Origin of the sequence: Chromobacterium sp. IIBBL 290-4, from assembly GCF_024207115.1 — a bacterium.
GTDB lineage: Bacteria > Pseudomonadota > Gammaproteobacteria > Burkholderiales > Chromobacteriaceae > Chromobacterium.
Map to the genome: position 1 here is coordinate 3,762,725 of NZ_CP100128.1, position 23,800 is coordinate 3,786,524.

At 62.7% G+C, this 23,800-nt stretch carries 29 protein-coding genes; 4 read left to right on the forward strand and 25 right to left on the reverse strand.

The window, feature by feature from the left end; genetic code table 11:
• Positions 1-7: 7 nt before the first annotated feature.
• Together NKT35_RS17615 and NKT35_RS17620 are read right to left on the reverse strand one after the other, a co-directional pair.
• Positions 8-520 (reverse strand): phage major tail tube protein, encoded by a 513-nt coding sequence (locus NKT35_RS17615; RefSeq protein ID WP_254295406.1) that lies wholly within the window; start codon positions 518-520, stop codon positions 8-10.
• Positions 521-535: 15 nt separating this feature from the next.
• Positions 536-1,708 carry a phage tail sheath protein gene (locus NKT35_RS17620; RefSeq protein WP_254295407.1) on the reverse strand — a complete coding sequence of 391 codons (1,173 nt, stop codon included), beginning with the start codon at positions 1,706-1,708 and terminating at the stop codon, positions 536-538.
• Positions 1,709-1,835: 127 nt separating this feature from the next.
• On the opposite strand from NKT35_RS17620, the gene NKT35_RS17625 reads away from it, so the two are divergent.
• Together NKT35_RS17625 and NKT35_RS17630 are read left to right on the forward strand one after the other, a co-directional pair.
• Positions 1,836-2,294 carry a LuxR C-terminal-related transcriptional regulator gene (locus tag NKT35_RS17625; protein ID WP_254295410.1) on the forward strand — a complete coding sequence of 153 codons (459 nt, stop codon included), beginning with the start codon at positions 1,836-1,838 and terminating at the stop codon, positions 2,292-2,294.
• Positions 2,295-2,343: 49 nt separating this feature from the next.
• The gene (locus NKT35_RS17630) at positions 2,344-2,550 is read left to right on the forward strand and encodes a hypothetical protein (protein ID WP_254295411.1); all 207 of its coding nucleotides are present in this window, start codon (positions 2,344-2,346) and stop codon (positions 2,548-2,550) included.
• Between the two features lie 47 nt (positions 2,551-2,597).
• On the opposite strand, the gene NKT35_RS17635 is transcribed toward NKT35_RS17630, so the two are convergent.
• The 19 genes from NKT35_RS17635 to NKT35_RS17725 form a co-directional block, all read right to left on the reverse strand.
• A complete protein-coding gene (locus tag NKT35_RS17635) occupies positions 2,598-3,218 on the reverse strand; it encodes a tail fiber assembly protein (RefSeq protein ID WP_254295413.1) in 621 nt (206 codons plus the stop codon).
• Positions 3,219-3,229: 11 nt separating this feature from the next.
• Positions 3,230-5,626 carry a tail fiber protein gene (locus tag NKT35_RS17640; RefSeq protein ID WP_254295415.1) on the reverse strand — a complete coding sequence of 799 codons (2,397 nt, stop codon included), beginning with the start codon at positions 5,624-5,626 and terminating at the stop codon, positions 3,230-3,232.
• A complete protein-coding gene (locus tag NKT35_RS17645) occupies positions 5,623-6,189 on the reverse strand; it encodes a phage tail protein I (RefSeq protein WP_254295417.1) in 567 nt (188 codons plus the stop codon). The genes NKT35_RS17640 and NKT35_RS17645 overlap by 4 nt, the downstream gene beginning before the upstream one ends.
• The gene (locus NKT35_RS17650) at positions 6,186-7,076 is read right to left on the reverse strand and encodes a baseplate assembly protein (RefSeq protein WP_254295419.1); all 891 of its coding nucleotides are present in this window, start codon (positions 7,074-7,076) and stop codon (positions 6,186-6,188) included. The genes NKT35_RS17645 and NKT35_RS17650 overlap by 4 nt, the downstream gene beginning before the upstream one ends.
• A gap of 1 nt (position 7,077) precedes the next feature.
• Positions 7,078-7,434, reverse strand: coding sequence for a GPW/gp25 family protein (locus tag NKT35_RS17655; protein WP_254295421.1), 357 nt, complete (start codon positions 7,432-7,434; stop codon positions 7,078-7,080).
• Complete coding sequence (locus tag NKT35_RS17660) at positions 7,431-8,102, reverse strand: phage baseplate assembly protein V (RefSeq protein WP_254295423.1); 672 nt, start codon at positions 8,100-8,102, stop codon at positions 7,431-7,433. The genes NKT35_RS17655 and NKT35_RS17660 overlap by 4 nt, the downstream gene beginning before the upstream one ends.
• Positions 8,103-8,225: 123 nt before the next feature.
• Positions 8,226-8,828 carry a hypothetical protein gene (locus NKT35_RS17665; RefSeq protein WP_254295425.1) on the reverse strand — a complete coding sequence of 201 codons (603 nt, stop codon included), beginning with the start codon at positions 8,826-8,828 and terminating at the stop codon, positions 8,226-8,228.
• Positions 8,829-8,893: 65 nt separating this feature from the next.
• A complete protein-coding gene (locus NKT35_RS17670; RefSeq protein WP_254295427.1) occupies positions 8,894-9,343 on the reverse strand; it encodes a phage virion morphogenesis protein in 450 nt (149 codons plus the stop codon).
• A complete protein-coding gene (locus NKT35_RS17675; RefSeq protein WP_254295429.1) occupies positions 9,324-9,794 on the reverse strand; it encodes a phage tail protein in 471 nt (156 codons plus the stop codon). Before NKT35_RS17675 ends, NKT35_RS17670 begins: the two co-directional genes overlap by 20 nt.
• Complete coding sequence (locus tag NKT35_RS17680) at positions 9,778-9,984, reverse strand: TraR/DksA family transcriptional regulator (RefSeq protein WP_254295431.1); 207 nt, start codon at positions 9,982-9,984, stop codon at positions 9,778-9,780. Before NKT35_RS17680 ends, NKT35_RS17675 begins: the two co-directional genes overlap by 17 nt.
• Positions 9,981-10,238, reverse strand: a complete 258-nt coding sequence (gene lysC, locus NKT35_RS24230; RefSeq protein WP_371926375.1) for an Rz1-like lysis system protein LysC — start codon at positions 10,236-10,238, stop codon at positions 9,981-9,983. The genes NKT35_RS17680 and lysC overlap by 4 nt, the downstream gene beginning before the upstream one ends.
• 303 nt (positions 10,239-10,541) lie before the next feature.
• A complete protein-coding gene (locus tag NKT35_RS17690; RefSeq protein WP_254295436.1) occupies positions 10,542-11,330 on the reverse strand; it encodes an N-acetylmuramidase domain-containing protein in 789 nt (262 codons plus the stop codon).
• Positions 11,321-11,635 (reverse strand): phage holin family protein, encoded by a 315-nt coding sequence (locus tag NKT35_RS17695; protein ID WP_254295438.1) that lies wholly within the window; start codon positions 11,633-11,635, stop codon positions 11,321-11,323. Before NKT35_RS17695 ends, NKT35_RS17690 begins: the two co-directional genes overlap by 10 nt.
• Positions 11,632-12,000 (reverse strand): putative holin, encoded by a 369-nt coding sequence (locus NKT35_RS17700; protein WP_254295440.1) that lies wholly within the window; start codon positions 11,998-12,000, stop codon positions 11,632-11,634. Before NKT35_RS17700 ends, NKT35_RS17695 begins: the two co-directional genes overlap by 4 nt.
• Positions 12,001-12,004: 4 nt before the next feature.
• The gene (locus tag NKT35_RS17705) at positions 12,005-12,217 is read right to left on the reverse strand and encodes a tail protein X (RefSeq protein WP_254295442.1); all 213 of its coding nucleotides are present in this window, start codon (positions 12,215-12,217) and stop codon (positions 12,005-12,007) included.
• On the reverse strand, positions 12,217-12,699 hold the full coding sequence (locus tag NKT35_RS17710) for a head completion/stabilization protein (protein ID WP_254295445.1): 483 nt from the start codon (positions 12,697-12,699) through the stop codon (positions 12,217-12,219). Before NKT35_RS17710 ends, NKT35_RS17705 begins: the two co-directional genes overlap by 1 nt.
• A 94-nt stretch (positions 12,700-12,793) precedes the next feature.
• Positions 12,794-13,468, reverse strand: coding sequence for a phage terminase small subunit (gpM, locus tag NKT35_RS17715; RefSeq protein ID WP_254295446.1), 675 nt, complete (start codon positions 13,466-13,468; stop codon positions 12,794-12,796).
• The gene (locus tag NKT35_RS17720; RefSeq protein ID WP_254295447.1) at positions 13,465-14,499 is read right to left on the reverse strand and encodes a phage major capsid protein, P2 family; all 1,035 of its coding nucleotides are present in this window, start codon (positions 14,497-14,499) and stop codon (positions 13,465-13,467) included. Before NKT35_RS17720 ends, gpM begins: the two co-directional genes overlap by 4 nt.
• Before the next feature lie 32 nt (positions 14,500-14,531).
• Entirely contained in the window at positions 14,532-15,371 is an 840-nt protein-coding gene (locus tag NKT35_RS17725; protein WP_254295449.1) for a GPO family capsid scaffolding protein, read from the reverse strand.
• Between the two features lie 148 nt (positions 15,372-15,519).
• Here NKT35_RS17725 and NKT35_RS17730 point away from each other — a divergent pair, with 148 nt between their 5' ends.
• Positions 15,520-17,289, forward strand: coding sequence for a terminase ATPase subunit family protein (locus NKT35_RS17730; protein WP_254295451.1), 1,770 nt, complete (start codon positions 15,520-15,522; stop codon positions 17,287-17,289).
• Positions 17,286-18,326 (forward strand): phage portal protein, encoded by a 1,041-nt coding sequence (locus NKT35_RS17735; protein ID WP_254295458.1) that lies wholly within the window; start codon positions 17,286-17,288, stop codon positions 18,324-18,326. Before NKT35_RS17730 ends, NKT35_RS17735 begins: the two co-directional genes overlap by 4 nt.
• A gap of 597 nt (positions 18,327-18,923) precedes the next feature.
• Here the strand turns inward: NKT35_RS17735 and NKT35_RS17740 are convergent.
• The 4 genes from NKT35_RS17740 to trpD all read right to left on the reverse strand — a co-directional run bounded on the left by NKT35_RS17740 (position 18,924) and on the right by trpD (position 23,794).
• Positions 18,924-20,180 (reverse strand): tyrosine-type recombinase/integrase, encoded by a 1,257-nt coding sequence (locus tag NKT35_RS17740; RefSeq protein WP_254295466.1) that lies wholly within the window; start codon positions 20,178-20,180, stop codon positions 18,924-18,926.
• 156 nt (positions 20,181-20,336) lie between these two features.
• Positions 20,337-21,239 carry a 50S ribosomal protein L3 N(5)-glutamine methyltransferase gene (prmB, locus tag NKT35_RS17745; protein ID WP_254295468.1) on the reverse strand — a complete coding sequence of 301 codons (903 nt, stop codon included), beginning with the start codon at positions 21,237-21,239 and terminating at the stop codon, positions 20,337-20,339.
• A gap of 89 nt (positions 21,240-21,328) precedes the next feature.
• Positions 21,329-22,705, reverse strand: a complete 1,377-nt coding sequence (locus tag NKT35_RS17750; RefSeq protein ID WP_254295470.1) for a phosphomannomutase/phosphoglucomutase — start codon at positions 22,703-22,705, stop codon at positions 21,329-21,331.
• 60 nt (positions 22,706-22,765) lie between these two features.
• Positions 22,766-23,794 (reverse strand): anthranilate phosphoribosyltransferase, encoded by a 1,029-nt coding sequence (gene trpD, locus NKT35_RS17755; RefSeq protein ID WP_254295471.1) that lies wholly within the window; start codon positions 23,792-23,794, stop codon positions 22,766-22,768.
• Between the last annotated feature and the right edge of the window lie 6 nt (positions 23,795-23,800).

A 23,800-nucleotide genomic window follows, 5' to 3' on the forward strand; every position in this document is an offset into this window, starting at 1 on the left:
TTGCGGTTTACAGGCCGACGTTGGCGCGGTGTTGGGCCATGCGGTCCTGGCCGGCCACCTTGAACACGTCGTTGACGATGTCGATTTCGATCAGCTCTTTGCCGTCCATGATCCATTTCAGGTAGGTCAGGTCGGTTTTGACTTTGAATTCGCCGTTCTCGCCGGCTTTGGCGTCGCCGGGGTCCAGCTCGTTATGGCGGCCGGCGGCGACGATTTCCACCGCATGGCTTTCGCCGGTGGCTTCATTGGCGTAGCTGCCCATCCAGCGCAGCTTGGCGGCATCGTGCTTTTCCGCGCCGAAGGTGGCGATGATTTCCGGGATGGGGCCGTTGTAGGTGTGTTCCAGCTCCAGCTTTTCCACGCCTTTGAGCAGCGCCACCGGGCCAATCATGCCGGCGCCGGAGTACTCCTCGGTTTTCATCTTGAGCGCCGGCAGCTTGACCGACAGGCATTCGGCGATGAAGGACATGCCATCGTTGAACAGGTTGAATTTGCGCAGGGTGCGCGGCAGTGCGGCCATGTGGGGCTCCCTTGTTTACGCGGCCACCTGGGCGGCGAAATCCATGAAATAGCGGTCGGTGATGCGTTGGCGCAAATTGAGGTTTTCCAGCGGCGGGACCGGGGTGTAGTCGTAGTCGATGGCCAGCTTGCCCACCTTGAGCGCGCCCTTGTCGTTGGCGCTGGCGTCGTACCAGCAGTGAAAGCCCAGCAGATAGCCGTTGCGCACCATTTCGCGGCCCTTGGCGTTGACGCTGTCCACGATGTCTTTGACCAGCGTGGGCGTGAGCGGCTGGTCCATGGCCCAAAACTGCGCTTCGGCCAGGGTGTCGGCCAGCACCTGGGCGGCGCGGACGGCGGATTCGAACGCGAACAGCGGGTCGCTGCTGCAAGTGCGGCTGCCCCAGAAGCGGAAGCCTTCGCGCCGGATCAGCGTAGTGACGGCTTTTTCATTGAGAAAGCCGGCGTCGGTGGCCGGGTTTTGCAGATCCCAATAGACGTCTTGGCTGATGCCGGTGACGCCTTGCACCACGACATTGGAAAGGGTTTTGTGCCAGCCGGTGGTTTCGTCGATCTGCGCGCGCAAGCCCAATGCGCTGGCGATGGCCGAAACTGGCGTGTCTTTGTTGGCTGCGGCGTCCCAGGCAATGAAGTCCGGCCAGATGACCATGACTTCGCGCTGGCCAAAGTTTTGCCGATAGGCGACGGCGTCTTCCTTGGTTTTGCAGCCGTTGGCGCTGACGTAGGCCATGGCGCGCAGCTTGGCGGCGAGGGCGGCCAGTTCGGTGGCCACCGGCAGGGTATCCAGTTGCGGCACGCCAAGAATGCGCGGGCGGACGCTGACTTTTTGCTCGGCGGTGAGCAACGCTTTCAGGCCGGTGTTTTGGCCGGCGGGCGTGGTGGTGCCGATGATGAGGCTGTTTTGCTCGGCGGCGTCCTTGCCGGTTTTGACGCGCACCGCCACCACCAGCGGGCTGGCGTTGTCGCTGATGGCTTTCAGGCTGGCGGCCAGCGTGCCTTTGACGCCGGCTTTGCCGATGGCGGCATCCAAATCCGTCAGCAAGACCGGGGTGTCCAGCGGGAAGGCGGCCGGGTCGGCATCGTCGGCGGTGCAAACCATGCCGATGACGGCGGTGGAAATGGTGCGGATGGGGCGGGTGCCGGTGTTGATTTCCAGCACTCTGACGCCGTGGTGGTAGTCCTGGGGCATGTCTCAGTCTCCGGGTGAGGTTCCGAGCATGTTGCCCCGCATGATTTCCCGGCGCGAGCTGAGCTTGTTGTATCAGGCCGCGCCACAACCTAGCATTGAATTTGACCGTATTTCTACCTAGGACTTTATGCCGTTTCCCGCCTCCGACCTGCTCCAGCGCTTTCTGGAGAGGGCTGACATTCGGGATATGCTGTCGGTGTTGGATGCGATAGCGGAAATAGCGAAAGAGGATGCCCCCACGCATTTGCGGGTTGGGCTGGCGGAGGATTTGCGGCAGGTGCTGGCCGACGCCGCGCTGCGTCAACACGTGCAGGCCCGGCAATTAGGACAGTTAACCGATGCGGAGGTATCAGTAGTTTTACTTATCGCCGCCGGACGCAGCTACCGCGCCGCCGCCCAGGCGCTGGGCATTACCGAGCGCACCATTCGCGCGCATGTGGAAAATTCATCTAAAAAACTAGGGCTTAAGGCCGAGAGCGGAAAGCGGCTGGATGCGCGTTTGCTCGTTGCGCATATTTTTTTGCCGGATGTTATGCGGCGTATTGGCTTAAACGCCAATATGAATGCGGAGTTCATCCCAGAATAATAGCGACATGGCATTTCATGCCGCAAAATAGATAAAACAAGGACTAAAAATGCACAACCGCGATGACGCCCATATTTTGAACCCCTTGATTGGCCATGACCCGCGCGAGACGTTGGAAAACCTCTGCGTCTGCCTATCGCACTTGGGCCGGACCTTGGCCAGCCACCACGAAGACCCGTCGATCCACTTCATCGCCGTCAGCGCCGCCGCGGCGCTGAGGTATGAGGCGGCGCATATCGAACAGCACGCCGCCTGATAAACGGCTGCCGGCAAAGAACAAGCCCCGCATCTGCGGGGCTTTCGTCATTCTGCGGCCGGCGGCGCGGGCCAGTCGATTTTGGCGGGATATCCGGATTGCTGCGGCACGCGCGACAGCTCCACCCGGTAGCGGCGCCAGGCGGTGAGCTGGTCGGTTTCTGCCGTTGTCGCCATCTTCAGCTCTGCCGCATCTTGCAGCGGGATAATGGCTGCGTCGGCCTGGCTGCGCTTGGCTGCAATCTCGGCCTCGGCTGCGGCAGTTTGCGCGGCCAGTTGGGCGGCCGTGTCCACGATCCAGGCCTTGCCTTTCCAGACGCCAAATGGCGGCGGCTCCAGCTCGGTGGCTTCCAGGCTGTCCGGCGTGTCGCCCAGCTGGGCGGCCACCGGCTGCGCGGTGGCCTTGGACCACAGCGGCACGCTGCGCCAATCGGGCAGCAGCTGCCAGCGGCCGCCCAGAATGCAATGCTGCGGAATTGCGCCATCCACAGTCCGCCATGCCACTGCCTGGCGAGGCCCAGCCATTGGCGGCGCGGTTTCGGCCGCCCAGGCCGGGATCAAGTAGATCTCATCCACATCCAGCGGCGAGCGTTGCGCAGTGGTTTCGCCGGCGTATTCGCCGGTGGCTGAGCTGTAGCAATAGACGGTTTTTTGTGCAGTTTCAGTCATGGTGTTCTCCGTCAGATTTTGATGCAGGCGAGCATGGCGATGTTGCGGGGGCGGACTTCGTTCGAAACGGGAACCACTCGACTGGCATCAAAGATAAAGTCATCGGTACGGCCGTTCTGCGTCGCAGAATTGGCAACCGAGCCGGACTGGGTGTCTGCAAGTGCAATGGCTCCACTCGCGCCATCAAAGCATGTACCAGACGCGCTGAGTGATCCCGTAATGTTGCGGATCGCATCCATTTGTAAACTGCCAAAAGCGCGTCCTGAGTCTGCGTCTGTGCGCCCGGCGCTCCAACCCCGCACAAATTCGCCGCGTAAGTCCGGGATACCAAAAGTTGTTTTGCCATCCCCTACGCCGAACCGGTCGCCAATGGCGGCAAACAGCGCCGCATACGCTACGCGTGAGACATTTTGCGCGCCGTCACATTTCAGCCAGCCGGCCGGCGCGGCATCGCGGGCAAAAAATGCGATCTGCCCAGGCGGAGCGGCGGAGGCCACATCGTCAGTTGTCGCCAGGCGTGTCCCGATACGCGCCGGCAGAGAGCTGAGATCTATGGCTATGCCGCGATTTTCCCCTCCGGTCTCAAAAATTCTCAGGCAATTCCGCCAAATATCGATGGCAACATCACCATTGAGGCTGGAGTTTACCGACCGCTCAAAATTCAGCTGCCCACCCTCATCTCCACCCTGGGCAGTGATGATGGTGTCAGGCGCCAGGCGCTCGATCTTCGTTACCCCCTTCAGGACTGGATTGCTGGACAATGCGAACTTATCATGCAGCCAACCATAACCTTGCGCCCAAAGCCCGCCGGTAACATCCGCGACGAGGACATCTTTAGAGTCAACCCGCAAATTGATGGTTTTACTGCCGGTGTTGGGGTTGGAGCCGGAATAGTCGGCAAACATGCCGGTATCGCCATCCGGCCCGAATGCGAAGCCGACAGCCGCAGAGTCATTCATCGGCAGGCCTTTTGCCGCCCGGAACGATTGCGCGCTGGCTCGGCCGGCACCATCCAGCGGCACCGCGTCGGCGATGCCGTAACCGGCTAGCGTAGTGGCGTCGTCGGCCAGCCGCTTCCATGCAGACCAGCGGCCGTTGTATTGCGCGCGGTAGTAAAACCCAGTGTTGTCGTATGCCTGGTACGTTTGATAAACCATGCCGTCACTGGCATATACAAACAACATTCCCGCCACGCCCACCGGGTAGTTCGCGCCGGACACCGCTTGCGCATTCGCTCGCTGGTGGTAGATACCCGTGCCAGTGATGCTATTGAGGTCGGCCTTGTCGCCCAAGTTCGGGCGAAGCGGCATCGCGTCGGCGATGCCGTAGCCGGCTAGCGTGGTCGCCCTATCCGCTTTGTTTGACAAGGCCTTGGCAATACTGCCGGCGAAGTTCTGATCATTCCCCAGCGCAGCCGCCAGCTCCTGCAAGGTGTCTAGCGCGCCTGGCGCGCCGGCCACCAGATTATTAACGGCGGTTTGCAGGTCGGTTTTGCTTGCGGCATCGGTGATGCCGTAGCTGGCCAGCGTGCTTTGCTGGCCACTTTTCAGCACTTTCACCCATGGCTGCCAGATGCCATTTTCCACCCGAGCTTCGAACGTCGCACCCCCCCATGACTGGTAGGCAATGCTGCCCCAGCCTGGAACCAGGAAATTCACTGCCAGCATGCCATTGCTGGCGATGGGCCTGTCTTTGACTAAATCGGCAACGTGATACAAACCATTCGGCCGAAACTCCAAGCATGAGCCTTGCGTGATGTTTTTTGCAAAGCCTAGCAAACCGGCATTGGCCAAGTCGGCTTTGTCTGCCTTGTTCGACAAGGTATTGGCAATGGTGCCGGCGAAGTTCTGATCATTCCCCAGCGCGGCCGCCAGCTCCTGCAAGGTGTCTAGCGCGCCTGGCGCGCCGGCCACCAGATTATTGACTGCGGTTTGCAGGTCGGTTTTGCTCGCGGCATCAGTGATGCCGTAGCCGCCCAGCGTGGTGGGCTTGCCGGACGTGATCTTGGTCCAATCCAGCGACGGGACATCATAAGCCGCCAGCGCGCGGCCAGCGGTGACGCGCCCCTTCGCATCCACGGTGGTCATCGCCCAGGTGCCGGGCGTGACCGGGGTATTGGCCAGCGTCAGCGCGCCGCTGACGTTGCCGCCGGCGTCGAATGTCACGCTCCAGCTGCCGTCGCCTGTCATGGCGATGTTGCGCGGGGTTTTGAGGCGGTCGGCGTATTCAGCTGTCAGCGCGCCGGACACGATGTCGTCTATCTGCTTTTTCAGAAACTCGGTGCGTTCCAGCAGTTCGGCGGGCGCCCGGTTGAGCGGGCCGCCGTCGCCGCCCAGCAAGCGCTCGGTCACCTCGTAGCGGGTGACGCTGGGCCAGCCGGGTTTGGCGGGAAGGGGAAGGGCGGTCATGTGCGTATCACTCCTGCGGTATAAGCGCCGTTGGCGCTGGCGTAGCCATTCGCGATCAGCGTGGCGCCGGTAAAGTCCAAGCCCCACAGCACGGAACGCGCGGGGGCGACATCGTTGAGAATCTTGCGGGCGGCGGCGGCCTGTTCCAGCGACAGCACCTTGTCTATTTGCACGCGATATTCCGGCCAGCCCATCGGGTCGCCGGCAGTGGGGAAACCATCGGCCGTCATGCTGCCATCGGCCAACCAGCGATGGTTTCCTTCGCTGATGCGCACTTCGCCCAAGTCCAGGTCGCGGAACACCTGGCGCACCGCGGCCGGCGTGCCTTTGCGGCGATGCACGGCGACGGAAGAGGCGATCAGCGCGCGTTGCTGTTCTTCAGTGGCGGCGGCATCAAGGTTTTCCACGCTGCGCGACCACGCCAGCCACGGCAGCAGCGCGGCCGGGCAGCGTGCGCTATCGGCCAGGCCGCGAATGGGCGACGGATCTAAAGCCAGCTCGCAAGCATCCGCCAGCGCCGCTTCAAGCGGCGTGCGATTGGGGGGCAGCAAGTGCGCGCTCATGAAGCCACCACCGAGAGGCCGGCGCAGCTGGGGAACTGGCCGACGCCGCATTGCACGTCCGCTGCGGGGCTGGTCAGGATGACGCGGTTAACGCCTGGCACATGCAAGGCGGCGTCAATCGCCGAGCGCGGCACGCTGCCGCGAATCTTGCGCCGCTCGGCCAGCATTTTGGACAAGCGAAGATTGGCGCCGGCCAAGCCGCCGCTGACGGCCTCACCGCCTGGCTGATATTCGATGCGGGCCTCGATGGCGAAAGACAGCGGCGCGGCAGCGCGCACGTCCACCGTGTCGCACAGCGGGCGCACATCTTCGGCATTGAGCGCGGCTGCGACGGTATTGCATAGGGTGGAGCTGGCGGCGCCATCGCGGCCCAGCAGCCAGACGCGCACCGTGCCGCCGGCCGGCGTGTCGACATCCACATCCGCCACATCGGCGCTGGCGCTGAATGCATGAAAGGCATACGCGCCGCGCGGGCCGGCGCTGGCCAGCCCCTCCATCGCCATCTGGCAACGCATGCGCAGCCGCTCATCGCTTTCCCATTGCGCCTCTGTCGGCGGGTTGGCGTCTGGCTGGGCTGGCTGGATCAGCAGGCGCTGCACGCCGTAGTCGGCGGCGCGGTTGTCCAGGTCTTCGCGCTCCGCATAGGCCAGCAGGCTGGCGCGGGCGGCTTCGTTGATGCGCTGGCGCAGCAGCATTTCGCGGTAGCAGGCCAATTGCAGCGCCATCAGCAGCGGCTCGCTTTCCAGCTGCAAGGTGGCGGCTATGGCCGCGCGCTGCTCTGCGGGAACGAGCGTCAGCAGCTTGGCTTTGTATTCCGCGAGCAGGCTTTCATAGTCGATGGTTTCCATGATGGCCGGCGGCGGCAAGCGGGTGAGGTCGATAGCCATATCAGCCTTTCAGGGGGAGCGAGTATTGCAGCGCGTGGCCGGTGCCGCGGCGGCGGGCGTCGATATCGATGGTCAATGAACCGGCCGACTCGCCGCTGCCGGTTTGCAGCATGACGCGCGTCAGTTCGATGCGAGGCTCCCAGGCCGTTAAGGCCATGACGGTGGCCGCCATGGCCTGCATGCGGGTTTTGCCGTTGAGCGGCCTGTCGATCAGATCCGGCAGGATGCTGCCGAACTCGCGGCGCTCGATGCGCGAGCCCTGCGGCGTGGCCAGAATGCGGATGATGGACTGGCGGATATGGTCGGCGTCGTCAATGGCGCGACCGGTGGCGGCATTCATGCCGGTGTAGCTGCTCATCGGGGAGGCTCCGTATTGCCGCCGTGCGGGTCGGGGTGGGTGTGGCTGTGCAAGGTCACGCCGTTGGACGACAGCGCGCCGCCCTGATGGATGATGTTGCCGCTGAGCATTGCCGCCGCGCCGCTGGCGCCGCCCTGGCCGGACATGCCGGATTGGTAGCTGAAAGGGCCTGCCACCACCGCCGCCGCCTGCAATAAGGTTGCGCCGGTGACGGTCAGGCTGCCGGTGATGGCGACATTGCCGTGAATGAAGGTTTCCGGACAATCCACGGTAACGAGTCCAAAGGCCTGCACGGTTGCGGTGCGCACGCCGGACACGCTGAGCGAGCCGGTGGCGTGGTTGTAGAGGAGGCGGGCGCCGTCCGGGTAGACGGTCAGGTGCTCATCCGGGCTGCTGGATGGCGCGTCGAAGGCATCGGAATAGATGGCCAGCAGGGCCACGCCGCCGGCCGGGTCGCCGCTGGGGCAGAGCAGCAGCACTTGCTCGCCCGCCGTGGGCGGGCTCCAGTCGCGGGTTTGGCCGGCGCGGCTGGCCGCCCAGGGCAACCAGTTGCTGGTCAGCGCGCCAGTCTGGACGCGCACGCGCCGCGCGGCATGGTCCACCTCGGCGATGGTGCCGAGGCGGATCAGCGACTCGATGCGGCGGGAGAGGTCAGCGAAGTTTTCCATGCCGGCCAGTTTGCACAGGCCGGCGCGGGGTGTCGCGCGGTGGGTGTTGTGTGGTGGGCTAAGACAACGAGATCTGAATAGATGAAAAAAGCCCGCATCGCGGGCTTATGTGAAAAGCTTCTGTTACATACTCATGCCTCTGTCGTAAGAGCGAGTTCGCTGCTTTTCTTGCTGATGGACATAATGCTTACCCAACGCTAAGCCGAACTCTTTCAAAGACGCGCATGCGACAACTTCGCCATTGGCGTTAACTCCCATTACTTGTTCATATGCTTGCAAGTCCATGCCGCCAGAGCTGCTGACTGTCTCTTTGAATTTTGCAAACTCTACTAAGTATGCATTAAATGTCTCAGGGTCAACTCCGCATGAAAATATTTCGTTGCATTTTATTTTATTAAGTGAGAAGTAATTCACGGCTCGAAGGTTTATGTCAAGCTTTCCATCAACTTCGCTTAGCTGGCCAAATATCAGGAAATGATGGGTGTCTTTCCCTGTTAATGATTTCTTAGCCTCAATCCATCGGTTGCCAAATTTTTCAATCTCTGAATTAATACTTGAAGCGTCTTTTTTAAATTCAATTAAAACCCATTTCAAGCCTAGTCCTAGTATGGCATCTCCAGCAGCCTCATGCTTTCCATCAAGCGGAGCAATCATGTGATTGTCCTTGATGAACTGACGGACAAACTTATACTCAACAGTTTTTTCCCACCATATTGGTTTACTCACTTTAAATCACCATTTTGTTTGCAGGTGATTAATTATGCTTTTGTTCTTTTGTGGGTGGAAGTGATTTATTTGTCCGCAAGCAGAGACAGCAATTTATCCTTGAGCATCTCGAAATCTTGTTCGCTCAAACCCAGCAGCTCGCGCGCCGGGTATTGCGCCTCGCGGTGGGTGTGGCGACTGATGCGGTCGCGCAGGCCGTATTGATGGACGCGGGCGATACGCTCTACTTGGCGCAGGAAACCGACCTCGACGCCGCTGGCGGTGGCCTCGATCTTGAGCCAGCGCGCGGCGCGCAGTTTGGCGAACATCTGGCGGCGGATGCGGCCTTTCTGCTCGCGGTATTGCTGCCGGCGCGGGGCGTAGCCGCTGCCGTCCGGGTTTTGCTGGGCGGCGATGCGCTTTTGCTGGCTTTGGCGCAGCGCGCGGCCGATGTCGCGGGCCAGGGCGCGGCGGGCAGCCGGCTCCACTTTGTGCAGCAGTCCGGACAGCTCGGATTCAAGCCGGGCGATTGTCATAGACAGTTTTGCCTTTCACGGTCACCACCCAATAGCGCACATCCGCCAGCGGGTCGGCCGGTTCGCCGTAGTGGGTGGCGGTGACGTTGCCGTCCTGGCCCACTTCCACGCGCACGCTTTCGGATAGTTGCAGGGTGATCTGCACATCCACGGCGGTGGCGCTGATCCATTCCACCTCGAATCGAAAACCTTTCTCCAGCCGTTCCGGGTTTTGCACCAGCGGCGGTTCGTTCTGCTCGATCCAGGCGCGCAGCGGGATGACGAGCTGGTCCAGGTGGCCGGTGAAATCGGTGATGACGATTTTCAGGGTGTAGCGATAGCCGAAGTTCAGTCGGCCCGGCGCGGTGACGATGCCGCCATCCTCCACCAGCATGATGAGGCGGTCGGGGTTGTCGCGCAGTTCCGGCAGGGCGGCCTCGATGGCGCGGCGCAGGTCAGCGGGCTTGTTCATGGTCTTCCTGGCACTGCACGCAGCGGGTGCAGCCGGCGACGATGCGTTGGCGCGCTTCCGGTATCGGCTCGGCGCAATCTTCGCAATGGCTCAGGCTGGCGCCGTTGTCGAGCCTGGCGAACTGGCGAGCGAGGGCTTCTTCGCGCTGGCGTTGTTCCAGCGCCTGGGCGCGGTCGTAGAAATCAGTCATGGCGTGTTCTGTTGGCAATGGATGATGCTGTTGATCTGCGCGGCGCAAGCTTCAAGCGCCGCCCGGTGTTGCTGCCAGCTGTCCGCCAGCTGGGCGTTGGTCTTGGGCGTCAGCGCCGGCAGGGCGCAGGCCGTCACTGCTGGGCAACGCTGGGTCAGCAATGGTTGCGGATGGCCGGCCGGCGGTGTCGAGCAGGCGGGCAACAGGCTCAGGGATAGCAGCGCTAGCCCAGGCGGCAGCGGCAGGCGTGGCATGGATGGCGGCCTCCAGTTTCGCCGCGGCGGCGGCGTGTTGACGGGATAGGGCGGACAGCTGGCCGGCCAGTTCGCGGCTGGCGGCGATCTGCAGCTTGATGTCGATATCCTGGGCGGCCAGTTGCTCGCCCTGGGCGCGGTTGCGCTCGGCCAGCGTGGCGGCGTCGCGTTGAGCAGCAGCCAGACTGGCGGCTTGGCCTTGCAACTGGCGGCTTTGCTGCCATAGGGTGTAGCCGGCCAGCAGGGCGGCCGTGAGCAGAATGACGGCAAGGACGCGACGGACGAGGGGGAGCAGGGAGGCGATCATGCGGCCAGCCTTTCCGCGCGCTCATAGGCGGCCTGCAACTTGGCGTCATAGAGGTTTTCACGGTATGCCGGGCCGTTGTAGAGCCGGGCCACGTCCGCCCATTTCTTGGCTTGCAGCGCTTTCAGCAATGCCGGCTCGGCCAGGATGAAGCGCACGAAGGCGTCGAGCTGGGCCGGTTCGCCGGATTCCATCGCCCGCCGCCATTCGAGCGCCCCGACATAGCCCAGCCGCTGCCAGTGATAGCCCATGATCTGGAACGCGCCCCAGCTGCAAGACTCGATAGCCAGCTGCTCGCCGCCGATGATGGCCAGGCTGGTGAAGCGCGTCCACTCGGCCGCCCCGCCTGCATAGCCGCCGCGCGCCTTGTTACAGATTGCCGGATATTGCGCCGCCAGCTGTTCGGCTTGCTCACCAGCGCGCTGATAGACGACATGACGCTCCAGCAAGATGACGGGGCGGCCATCCGCCAGGAAGCCTGAACCGCTGGACTCCACCGCGTTGAAGGCTTTGACTACGGACACGCTGACGCCCAGGCGTTCGGCGGCGGCTTGCAAGTCGGTTTCGCCCAGCCGGCGCGGGCCAGCCTGGCCAATGAGCGCGAAGAGTGTTTTAGGCCCGGCAATGCCGTCCACCACCAGACCGGCGCGGCGCTGGAATGCAGCCACCGCGGCCTCGGTGGCGTCGCCAAACCAGCCATCGACAGTCAGCTTGGCGCCCAAGGCAGCGAGCCGTTGCTGCAGCGCTTGCACGTCCAGGCCGTGCGCGCCTTTCTTCATCAGATCCATGTGGCTTTCCTCAGCAGGATGGCCAGCCGCGACTGGCGCGGGCCGCCATTGCGAAACAGATCCACCACGTTGCCGCGCTGGGCGATCAGCGCCAGCAGCAAGGCCAGATTGATGAACAGCTGCGGCAGGTCGGCCAACTCATGCCGGCCGAATAGGCGCAGCACGGCCACCGCGCCGGCGGAAACGATGAGCAGATAAGCCAAAAGTGCAGCGAATGGGCGGTGTTTGGACGTTCCGCGCTGAAAACCGAGCAAAACGATAGACGAAAGGATAAGCACCAGGATGTGCAGGACATTGAGCGTCATGGCTTGCCCCCCTTGATGCCGCGCACGGCTGCGGCCGGATCGTCGGCCATTCTGATCAGCCACAGCAACACTTTGACGGCGAGCGCGGCGGCGATCAGCGCGCCCACGCCGGGGCTGGACTCGATGGGCAGCCAGCGCGCCAGCAGACTGGCCACGCCGGCGGCGGCCACCAGGCCGGCCAGAAAGCTGACGATGAAGAAACCGGCCTTCTTGGCCAGGCTCAGGCTGTCCGAACTCAGCACGAACACAGCCGCGCCGGCGAACGCGCCGAGCACCACGGCCGCGTCGATGCCGGGCAGCACGGCCAGGCCGGCGACGGCGGCCAGCGTGGCGGTGGTGGCGGTACTGCTTACAGGTTCTGCCATGGTGTTAGTCCCATAGGTTGATGAGGGTTTGCGCGGGCGCGGGATCTGCCGGCAGGTCCGGCAGCAGCACCCGCGCGCCGCTGGGCAGGACCGGGCCATGCTCGGCCAGCCCTGGGTTGTGTTGCAGCAGCAGTTCCACCACGCCGCGGGTTTTGCCGTAAACGCGCCAGGCGATGGCGTCCACGGTGTCGCCCTGCATGGCGCGAATGGCGCGCATCAGATCAGTTCCACCGTGCAGCGGCCGACGCTCATCAGCGCGCGGATGGCGGCGCGGGCATCCGCGCGCAACTGGTCGGCGGTATCGTCCAAATCGTCCGCCCGCTGGCGAGCCGCGCCGGTGGCGTCAAACGAGCGGTAGCGCTCGGCCAGGTCCGCCGCCGCGATGGCGTAGACTGCCCGGCGCCAGCGCTGCACCAGTGCCGATTCGCCGTCGATCTGTTCCGCCTCGATGTCGACCAGGCGCAGCGCGCCGCCGGCGATCTTGACAACGCGCCAGCCGGCCAGCTCGCCATTGACGGCGGCGATGGCTTCCACCAGTGCATGGCGCAGGCGGGCGGCGGTGACGGTGCCGTCGTAGCGCATGGCTGCGCGGAAGTGGCTGGGCTCGATGTCCGGCCAGAAACGGCTGGATGGGATGGCCTGGCCATCAGTCGGCGCGGGCGCGCTCGTGGGCGTGGCGTTGACGGTGTTGATTTGCATGGCGCTGTCCTTGTGGGTGACGGTGGAGGGGGCTTCGGCCGTTGGCTTGCGCCTGGCGTCCACCCCCTGCCGTCAGTCGCGCGGGGTCGCTCGGTTACGCCTGGCTGCCGGTGGGCGGCGGGGCGCTGTTCTTGATGGCGCGTTCAATGCGCTCGATGTCCTTTTTGACGCCGACGGCGCCATGCAGCTGCTGGGCGCGGCGCAGATGCTCCAGCGCGGCGGACGGCTCCGCTTCCGCCATGGCCAGGCCGGTTTCCTTGAGCAGCTTGGCGCGCACTTGGTCCGGCATATCGTGCTTGTCGGTCAGTTCGGCGGTGTAGGTCAGCGTCTGAAGCTCGAACGGCTGCTTGCCGTCGCGGGCGCGCTTGGCGGCGTCGGCGATTTCCTCGGCCACGGCCGTGGCGGTGGTGCGGCTGAACTGGTCCGGCAACGGCAGGCCGTGGGGGAGCGCGTACTCGGCGATGTCCAGCGCGCCGCTGTAGTCGCCGGCGTCGATGCGCCACATCAGGACCGTCATCAGCACATCGTCGGGCTGGCCCTTGCCGCCTTGCAGCGCGCCTTCCACCCAGGGGGCGTAATCGGGCAGGATCTGGCGCTTGACCTCGGCCTTGCCTTCCGTGGACTGGACTTGCTTCAAGCGCCGCTTGTCTTCGGCCAGCTTGACCAACATCATTTCGTAAGCGGTGCAGTTGACGGGGCCGTCTTCCACGGCCAAGGCCGAAGCCTTGGCCGCGCTGGCCCGCTGGAAGTGGGCGCGGGCGTGGCTCATGCCGCGTTCACCATCTCGATGTTTTCTACCAGGCAGCCGGCCTCGTAGCGCTCCACCACGTAGGCTTCGTTGTTGCTCTCGTAGTTGGCCACTTGGTTGTAATCCGGCTCTTCGCGCAGGTGACGGCGGCGGCTGCCGCTCTGGTAGTAGATGGACAGATTGGACAGCGGGGTAATCAGCATCGCGCCGGCCGGGAAGTAGGGCACGGAAACAGGCGGCAGGCCGCCAACGCGCTTCTGGCTGATGACGACGTCGGCCGCCATCTGTTCGCTGGGCTTGTTGTCCTGATTGACGATGGGGAAGTACTTGTCATGCAGCAGGTCGCGGCCCAGGACCACCACCAAGTCGGGATTGCCCGCCATGGCCGGGTCAATCAGACCCGCTACGGCATCCATCACCAGCGCGTCGAGGTTGGCGTAGTCGCCGCCCTTTTCCTTTGCCCCGATCATGACCTTGCCAGACCCCTTCTTCACTTCCGCCATCACGCGCTCCGGCGCATGTTCGCGGTATTGCTGCAGCCAACCCTTGTTGACGTCTTGCAGCAGCGGAAACTTCTCGCGGTTGGTCTGTTCCGCCACGCTGACGCCATTGAAGCCGATCATCATGCGGTCCAGCCCCTGCTGCTTGACGATGACGTCGCGCAGCTTGGTCTGGAAGTCCGGGAACTTGGCCCAGGCGTCCAACTGGACGAAGGGGATAGCGGTGTCGAACTCGGTGAATTCGCAGCGGTATTTATGGCTGTTCAGGTCGCCAAGGTTGCGCGGGCGGCGCGGGTTGGTCGGCGTCACCTTGGTGCGGCCGGCAACGGTGCCGAAGATGCCCAGGCCCAGCTTTTCGCCCTCCAGCTCATCGACGCCGTTGATGTTGATGCGGGTTAGGAATTCGCTCGATTCCTGAATGCGGGTTTCCAGCTTCTGCTGGATGGACGGCTGCACGCTGAAGGATTTTTCGACGGCGGCGGCGCTGACGCCGTTCAGCTTGGCGATCTGCTCCAGCAGCTGGGTGAACACGTTGCGGGTATCGGTTTTCATGCGGTATGGCTCCGGTAATGGGTGAGGGCTGGTCAGCAGTCGGTGACGTGTTCGGCGGCGGCGCCAGTGGCGGTGCTGCGCGGCGGCGTGATGGGCTCGCTGCTCAGCTTGGTGACGAGAGCGTCATGGTCGGTTTTGAGCTGGCTGTATTGCTCGCGCAATTTCGCCACGTCAGCGGCGTTGGCTTTGCCGCTGAATTGCTCCAGCAACTCGCCCTGGCTTTCGGCGATGGTTTGCACCGCGGCGGACAGCTCGGCGGTGTCGGCGTTTTGGCGGCTGGAGAACTTGCCTAGCAAGCCCTTGATCTTGTCGCTGAAGCCGGCCAGCGGGCTGGCGTTGTCATCCTCAAATTCCAGATTGCATTCGATGGCGGCGGTGAATAGGTTGTCTGGCGACTGCTTGCGATGGGCGAGCGGATTGATTTGCGCGCCAGCGCAGAAGCGCAGCATCTCGGTTCCCAGACTGGCCGGGCTATCCGTTGCGGCCAAACCTACCAAATACGCTTCGCCCGATTTGGCGAAGTTGGGTTGAACTTCGATAGAGGTGTAGACCTTTTGACGCTTCACGTTGACCAGATCCACTAGACCTGGCGTCGGGTCTATCTGCGCCATCAGTTGAAGCTTGCCTTCGGCGTTTTCTTGGGTTTTGAGCGCAATGATGTCGCCATACATGCCGAACGGGCCATCCGGCATGATGCCGCGGACGTGTTCGATGTTGACGCGGGCGCCGTAGCGTTCCGGGTTGTAGTTGCGAGCCATCTGCTCGATGTCTTGGCGGCTGATTTCGCGGCCGTCAGTGGTGTCGCCTTCGGTGGCGATGCGGAAGAATTTCGACTTCTTGCCGGTGGGCTTCGGGTTGTCCTGGCTTGCCATGGTTTGCGGTCCTCGGTCGGGTGTCTGTCGTGGCGATGCGCCCATAATCCCGGCCGCGCGGGGCGGGGTCGAGCGGTGGCTGTTGTGTGGCGAACGGACACAACCGGCAGGCGGAGAATCGCGCCGAACAAGGCGGCAGACTGCCGGGATGGATACTCAAGCCCTTATTTCCGAGATGGACCTAGACCCGCGCCGCCTGGCCCGCGCCCTCTATTGGCAGGGCTGGCGCGTGGCTCGCATTGCCGAGCATGTGGGCGTGAAGCCGGCGACGGTGCATAGCTGGAAACGGCGCGACGCCTGGGACGATTCCGACCCGGCCGACCGCATCGCCTCCACCATCGAAACGCGGATGCAACAGCTGATCCTGAAAGAGGACAAGGAGGGAAAGGACTTCAAGGAAATCGACTTGCTCGGCCGCCAGGTGGAACGCCTGGCGCGTGTGGGCAAGTACAGCCAGACCGGCAAAGAGTCCGACCTAAACCCGAACATCGCGAACCGGAACGCGGCGCCGAAGCGCCAGCCGGAGCGCAACCCGATTACCGACGAGCACCAGGCCCAGCTGGTAGCGGCCTTCCTCGATGGCATGTTCGACTACCAGAAACACTGGTACAGGGCAGGGCAGCAAGAGCGCATCCGCGACATCCTGAAAAGCCGGCAGATCGGCGCCACCTATTATTTCGCCCATGAGGCGCTGATTACCGCGCTGGAAACGGGGCGCAATCAGATCTTCCTGTCTGCCTCCAAAGCCCAGGCTTTCCAGTTCCGGTCCTATATCTGCGACTTTGTGAAGAACGTCACCGGCGTGGAGCTGAAGGGCGAAGTCATCAAGCTGCCCAACGGCGCGGAGCTGTCATTCCTGGGGACCAATAGCCGCACCGCCCAGGGCCGCCACGGCGATTTGTATGTGGATGAGTATTTCTGGATTCCGCGCTTTCTGGAGCTGCGCAAGCTGGCCAGCGGCATGGCCAGCCAGAAGATGTACCGCCAGACCTATTTTTCCACGCCGTCCGCCATGTCCCATGAAGGGTTCAAGGTGTGGACCGGCGAGCATTTCAACCGCGGTCGGCCCAAGGCGGAACACATCAAGCTCGACGTGTCGGCCCAGGCACTGGCCGGCGGCGTGCGCGGCCCGGATGGCCGCTGGCGACAGATCGTCACCATCATCGACGCGCTGGCCGGCGGCTGCGATCTGTTCGACATCGACCAGCTGCGGCTGGAGTACAGCCCGGAAGAGTTTCTGCAACTGTTCATGTGCCAGTTCATCGACGACGGCGCCAGCGTGTTTTCGTTTGCCGCGCTGCAACGGGCGATGGTGGATGCCTGGGCCGAGTGGGACGATTTCAAGCCCTTCGCCGCGCGGCCGTTCGGCCATCGTCCGGTATGGCTGGGCTATGACCCTAGCCATACCGGCGACAGCGCGGCGCTGGTGGTGCTGGCGCCGCCGGCGGTGCCGGGCGGCAAGTTCCGCATCTTGGAGCGGGCGCAGTTCAAGGGCATGGATTTTGCCAAGCAGGCTGATTTCATCCGCCAACAAACCCTGCGCTACAACGTGGAATACATCGGCATCGACACGTCCGGCCTGGGGACGGGCGTCTATCAGCTGGTGAAGCAATTCCGCCCAGACGCGGTGGCGATCAGCTACAGCGTGGAGGTGAAAACCCGTCTGGTGCTGAAGGCGCTGGATGTGATCAACAGCGGCCGGCTGGAGTTCGACGCCAGCCACAACGACATCGCCGCCGCCTTCCTGTCGATCAAGAAAACCAGCACGCCGAGCGGGCGCGGCGTCACCTTCGCCGCCGGCCGCTCCGAAGAAACCAGCCACGCCGACTTGGCGTGGGCCACCATGCACGCTCTGGCGCACGAGCCGCTTGAGGGCGCGACTTCTACCAATTCCAGTTTCATGGAGATTTTCGGATGAACAAACCTCGCCGCAGCCATAACCATCCCCACGCCCCGGCGACGCCGGCGGCGCCATCCGCGCCGGCCAGCACGCCGCTGGCGTTTTCCTTCGGCGAGCCGGTGCCGGTGCTGGACCGGCGCGAACTGATGGACTATCTGCAATGCGTGGACAATGGCCGCTGGTATGAGCCGCCAGTCAGTTGGGACGGCCTGGCGCGCAGCCTGCGCGCCAACGTCCATCACGCCAGCGCCTTGACGGTAAAGCGCAATGTGCTGGTCAGCACCTTTAAGCCGCATCGGCTGCTGAGCCGGTCGGCGTTCAGCGCCTGGCTGATGGATTATCTGGTGTTCGGCAATGCCTACCTGCAAGCCATCACCAACCGGCTGGGCGGCGTCATGGAGCTGAAGCCGGCGCGCGCCAAGTATGTGCGCCGCGCCAAAGACCTGGCCGGGTTCTGGTGGGTGCCGGGTTTCGACCAAGAGCAGCTGCTGGCCGGCCACGTGCTGCATTTGATGGACGCGGACATCAATCAGGAGGTGTACGGCCTGCCGGAATACCTGGCTGCGCTGCAATCGGCCTGGCTCAACGAGTCCGCCACGCTGTTCCGCCGCAAGTATTACCTCAACGGCTCGCACGCCGGCTTCATCCTCTACATGACCGACGCCGCCAACAATGAGCAGGACATCGACAACCTGCGCAAGGCGCTGCGCGACAGCAAGGGGCCAGGCAATTTCAAGAATCTGTTTATGTACGCGCCGAACGGCAAGAAAGACGGGCTGCAGCTGCTCCCCATCAGCGAAGTGACGGCCAAGGATGAATTCCTCAACATCAAGAACGTGACCCGCGACGATGTGTTGGCCGCGCACCGGGTGCCGCCGCAGCTGCTGGGCGTGATTCCCGGCAACGCCGGCGGCTTCGGCGACGCGCCCAAGGCGGCCGGTGTGTTCTACGAAAACGAGATCAAGCCGCTACAGCTGCGATTGCAGGAGGTCAACGACTGGCTGGAGGAGGAGGTGATCCAGTTTGGGGAGTATGCGTTGGCAGCAGTTGCATAATGTATAAGCCCAGCTATTGTTGTAATGTCATTTTTATGCCATGGGGCTGATATGTTCGGAACGACTAGACCGTCACCTGCTCCTCAGGAGGAGTTGGACTCTGCTTGGCAATTTTTCTGCGACCATCCCGACGAGCAAGAATACCCTCAGCGTGGTAATCCTGAGCACCCTATAACTGAACACAGTTATAGCCAATCAGACCGTCGGGAGGATGGATTCCACTTTATTGAAGCTGTACATTTGCGAGCTAAGGTTATGAGGCCGGGACAAAGCGTTCCTCCGATGGAAAATGTGATTTACCGCCGCCGGGCTCCCTTGGGTGGCCGCCCTGCTGAAGCGTGGGAAGCTTTGGCAGACTAAGACTTAGAATACCAGCCCGACCCCGCACTCGCGGGGTTTTCATTTTACATCGAGCAGTCTATGTCGGGAGGTAGTGAGGGACCCTTCCAGCCCCCAGCGCGCGCCATCGAAGCCCCGCCTCGCCCCCGCGCTTCATGTGTGGGAAATCATGCACCTGCATGAGTACCCCGCAAACGCCTCAGTTACGGCGCTCGCGGAGGCTGGCGGAGTGCCGGCATTCATGCGCTTTCATGCGCGCTATGCATGCATGGCGGCTAGCAGCGTGGTATCGCCCCCTTGTTCGACTTTATCGAGGTAGTCGGCCCAGCTTTGCAGCATGGCCCGGCGCTCTTCCATGTATTGAGCGCGATTGTAGGCGGCTCTCACTTGGTTGGGTTCCTTGTGCGAGAGCTGCCGCTCGATGGCATCGGGGTTGAAGCCGGCCTCATTCAGAATAGTTGAGGCGGTCGCGCGGAAACCGTGGGTGACGACATGCCCATTTTCGGTATTTTTTCCGCTATACCCCATGCGTTCAAAGGCTTTGAGCAGCGTGGTCTTGCTCATGTGCCGGCCGCGATAGAAGAAGCTGGGAAAGACGAAATCGTTTCCTTCCATCCGATGCATGCTCAGCTGTTTGAGAATGTCCACGGCTTGGGAGGGCAGGGGCACGATATGCGGCGCGGCCGCGGCTTTCAAAGCGCGCTTTAGCTTGCGGGTTTCCGGCGGGATGGTCCACAAGGCTTGATCCAAGTCGAAGTCATGCCAGGTGGCTTGAACCGTTTCGCCAATCCGGGTGAAGCAGATCATGACCAGCTTGATCAGGTATTTGGTTTGCAGCGTGATGTGCTCATTGCCGGCCAATGCGGCCAAAAACGCAGGCAGCTCTTCACGGGCTAAAGACGGCTGGGGCTTGGAAACCGGCGTGATCAATTCGCCGGCGAGGTCTGCGGCAGGGTTGTGTTCGGCTCGTCCGGTTTTGACTGCTCTTCGCCATATGGCATTGCAGCGTTCACGAAGCCGATTCGCGGTGTCGTGCAGCCCTCGTTGTTCAACGGATTGCAAAACGAGCAGCAAGTCCATCGCGCTGATATCACGGATAGGGCGGTGTCCAAGTTCGGGTAATAGATGGATCTCCAGCGAGCGCCAGACCCCGTTTGCATGGTTCGGCGCCCATTCGGCAGACATTTTGCTCCACCATTCTTGGGCTACGGCTTGGAGGGTGGACGACGCTTCGTACTGTTGTTTGCGCGCGTTTTTCTTTTTGAGCTCGCCAGGATCTTCGTCTTGGGCCAATAGGCGGCGGGCATCATCTCGTTTCAGCCGGGCATCCTTGAGGGAGACTTCGGGATACACGCCGAGGGCAAGCACTTTTTCTTTGCCGGAAAAGCGATATTTCAGGCGCCAGTACTTGGAGCCGTTGGGCATGACCAGCAGATACAAGCCTTGGCCATCTGTGACTTTGATTTGTTTTTCGCCCGGTTCGATCCGGTCGATCTCCAGCTTGGTAAGCGGCATGTGTTCACCTCGGAAGCGTAGGGTATTTTATTTGATACCCCTTTTTATCCCCCCAAATGTACCCCGCAATAGCCTCGATTGTCACGGTGTCCGATAGTGCCGAACCGGAATGGAAAAAGCCGCCAAACCCTTGGTTTTGGCGGCTTTGCGGTCTGATTAGATACCGGCGTTTACAATGTCTTCGCGCGTCAGCAGGAAGACGAATCCGTCGCCGCTCTGCGTCTCCATCCACATGAAGGGCAGGGTGGGGAAACATTCTTCCAGCATGTCGCGGTTGTGGCCGATTTCCACCAGCAGCACGCCGCGCTCGTTGAGGAATTCCGGCGCGCGGCGCAGGATTTCGCGGGTGGCGTCCAGGCCGTCTTCGCCGGAGCCCAGCGCGATTTCTGGCTCGTGCAGGTATTCCTGCGGCAGCGCGTCTACCGACTCGGCATCAACGTAAGGCGGGTTGGAGATGATCAGGTCGTACTTCTCTTCCAGGCCTTCGAACAGGTCGGTGTGGATCAGGTTGACGCGGTCTTCCAGGCCGTAGCGCTCCACGTTCACCGCCGCCACTTCCAGCGCGTCCAGCGAGATGTCCACTGCGTCGACTTCGGCGTCCGGATAGTGGTGGGCCAGCTGGATGGCCAGGCAGCCGGAGCCGGTGCACAGGTCCAGCGCGCGGTGCACCAGTTCCGGATGTTCGATCCACGGTTCCAGCGCTTCGCCCATCAGCTCATAGATGAAGGAGCGCGGCACCAGCACGCGCTCGTCCACGTAGAAATTGAACTCGCCCTGCCAGGCCTCATTGGTCAGGTAGGCGACGGGCACTTTGTCTTCGGCGCGGCGACGGATCAGCTCCAGCGCGGCGGTCATTTCATCGGGCAGCAGCTTGGCGTCCAGATACGGGTCCAGCTTGTCGATGGGCAGCTGCAGCGCCGACAGGATCAGGTAGACGGCCTCGTCGTGGGCGTTGTCGGTGCCGTGGCCGTAGGTGAGTTCGGCCTCGTTGAAACGCGATACGGCGAAGCGCAGCAGGTCGCGCACGGTGGAGAGGTGGCTGGCGGCCAGTTGGTACATGAGATTCCTTTCAATGCAACGGGGACATGGTTGGCCCATGTCCCCTGATAACACTATCCAAACGGCCGCTCAGCGCGGCCGCGGCAAGCTTAGAACGGCAGCTTGGCGTCGGTGGCGGTGCCCAGCACGCGGCGGAAGTCGCCCTTGATGCGTTCCAGCGCCTCTTCGTTATCCGCCTCGAAGCGCAACACGATGACCGGCGTGGTGTTGGAGGCGCGGGCCAGGCCGAAACCATCCTTATACTCTACGCGCAGGCCGTCCAGCGTGTTCACTTCTTCGGCGCCGTCAAACTTGGCCGATTCCTGCAGCTTGGCGATCAGCGCGTGGTTTTCACCTTCCTTGGCCATCTTGATGTTCAGCTCCGGCGTGGAGACGGCGTTGGGCAGCGCGTTCAGCAGCGCGCTCGGATCTTCCACGCGAGACAGCACTTCCAGCAGGCGGGCGCCGGTGTAGATGCCGTCGTCGAAACCGTACCAGCGTTCCTTGAAGAACACGTGGCCGCTCATCTCGCCGGCCAGCAGCGCGCCGGTTTCCTTGATCTTGGCTTTGATGAAGCTATGCCCGGTGCGAGCCATGACCGGGGTGCCGCCGTTCTGTTTGATCCAGGGCTTGAGCAGACGGGTGGATTTGACGTCGAAAATGATTTTGGCCTTGGGGTTGCGTTCCAGCACGTCTGCCGCGTACAGCATCAGCTGGCGGTCCGGCCAGATGATATTGCCGTCCTTGGTGACCACGCCCAGGCGGTCGCCGTCGCCGTCGAAGGCCAGGCCGATTTCAGCGTCGGTTTTGGCCAGCGCCTCTTGCACGTCCTTCAGGTTTTCCGGCTTGGCCGGGTCCGGATGGTGGTTGGGGAAGGTGCCGTCCACATCGCAGAACAGTTCGCGCACCTTGCAGCCGAGGCGGCGATACAGCACGGGGCCAAAAGCGCCAGCCACGCCGTTGCCGCTGTCCACCACGATGTTCATCGGGCGTTCCAGCTTGATGTCGGACGTGATGCGCTCGATATAGGCTTCGGCGATGTCTTCAGTGCGATAGCCGCCTTCGCCTTCCGCCAGGTCGCTGTCCACGATGCGTTGATACAGTTTCTGGATGTCTTCGCCGGCCAGCGTGTCGCCGGCCAACATCATTTTGAAACCGTTGTAATCGGGTGGGTTGTGGCTGCCGGTCACCATGACGCCGGACAGCGTGCCCAACTGGTGGGCGGCGAAGTACAGCATGGGAGTGGCGACGCGGCCGACATCGATGACGTCCACGCCGGCGGCGCGGATGCCTTCCGCCAGCGCTTCGCTCAGTTCCGGGCCGGACAGGCGGCCGTCACGGCCGATCACGATGGCCTTGACCTTGCGGGCGCGCGCCTCGGAACCAACGGCCTGGCCGATCTGGCGGGCAACCGGCGCGGTCAGGGTTTTGCCGACGATGCCGCGGATGTCATAAGCCTTGAAGATGTCTTTCGATAGTTTATTCATGATGTTCTGACACGGTCTGTTTTATCACAAAGCTGGCAGCTGGCCAGCCTCTTGCAAAATTCATCGGGCGAACTGCTGGCTCAGCTTGATCAGCTGTTCCAGCTTGCGGCGGGCATCGCCGCTGTCCAGCGCTTCGCGCGCCATGTTAACACCGTCGGCCAGGCTTGCGGCGATATCGGCGGTATAAATTGCTGCGCCTGCGTTGTAAAGCACGATGTCGCGCGCGGGGCCGACGTCTCCATTCAAGACTGACAGCAAGCGTTCTTTCGACTGCTCGGCAGTGTCGGCGCGCAGCGCTTTCAGCTCGCAGCGCGACAGCCCGAAGTCTTCGGGCGCTACCTCGTACTCTTCGATCGCGCCGTTTTTCAACTCCGCCACGCGGCTGGGGCCGGACAGTGTCAGCTCGTCCAGGCCGTCGCAGCCGTGAACGACCATCACGTGCTTGCTGCCCAGTTGCTTGAGCACGCGCGACTGGATGCCGACCAGGTCGGGGTGGAATACGCCCATCAGTTGATGGCCGGCGCCGGCCGGATTGGTCAGCGGCCCGAGGATATTGAAGATGGTGCGGGCGCCCAGTTCCTTGCGGATGGGGGCCACATGCTTCATCGCGCTGTGATGGTTGGGCGCGAACATGAAGCCCAGGCCGATTTCATCTATGCATTGGCCGACTTGCTCCGACGTCAGGGCCAGGTTGACGCCCAGCTTCTCCAGCACGTCGGCGCTGCCGGAGCTAGATGAAACCGAGCGGCCGCCATGCTTGGCCACCTTGGCGCCGGCCGCGGCGGCGACGAAGGAGGCGGTGGTGGAAATATTGAAGGTATGCGATTTGTCGCCGCCGGTGCCGCAGGTGTCGATCAGGTTGCGGCGATCGGCGACGGGGACGTGGGTGGCGAACTCGCGCATCACCGTGGCGGCGGCGGCGATTTCCGAGACCGACTCCACCTTGACGCGCAAGCCGATCAGGATAGCTGCCGTCTGGGCCGGGGTGAGCTCGCCGCGCATGATCTGGCGCATCAGGTCCAGCATCTCATCGTAAAACAGTTCATTGCCGTCGATCAGACGGTTGAGGGCCGCTTGCGGGCTGATCATGGAAAG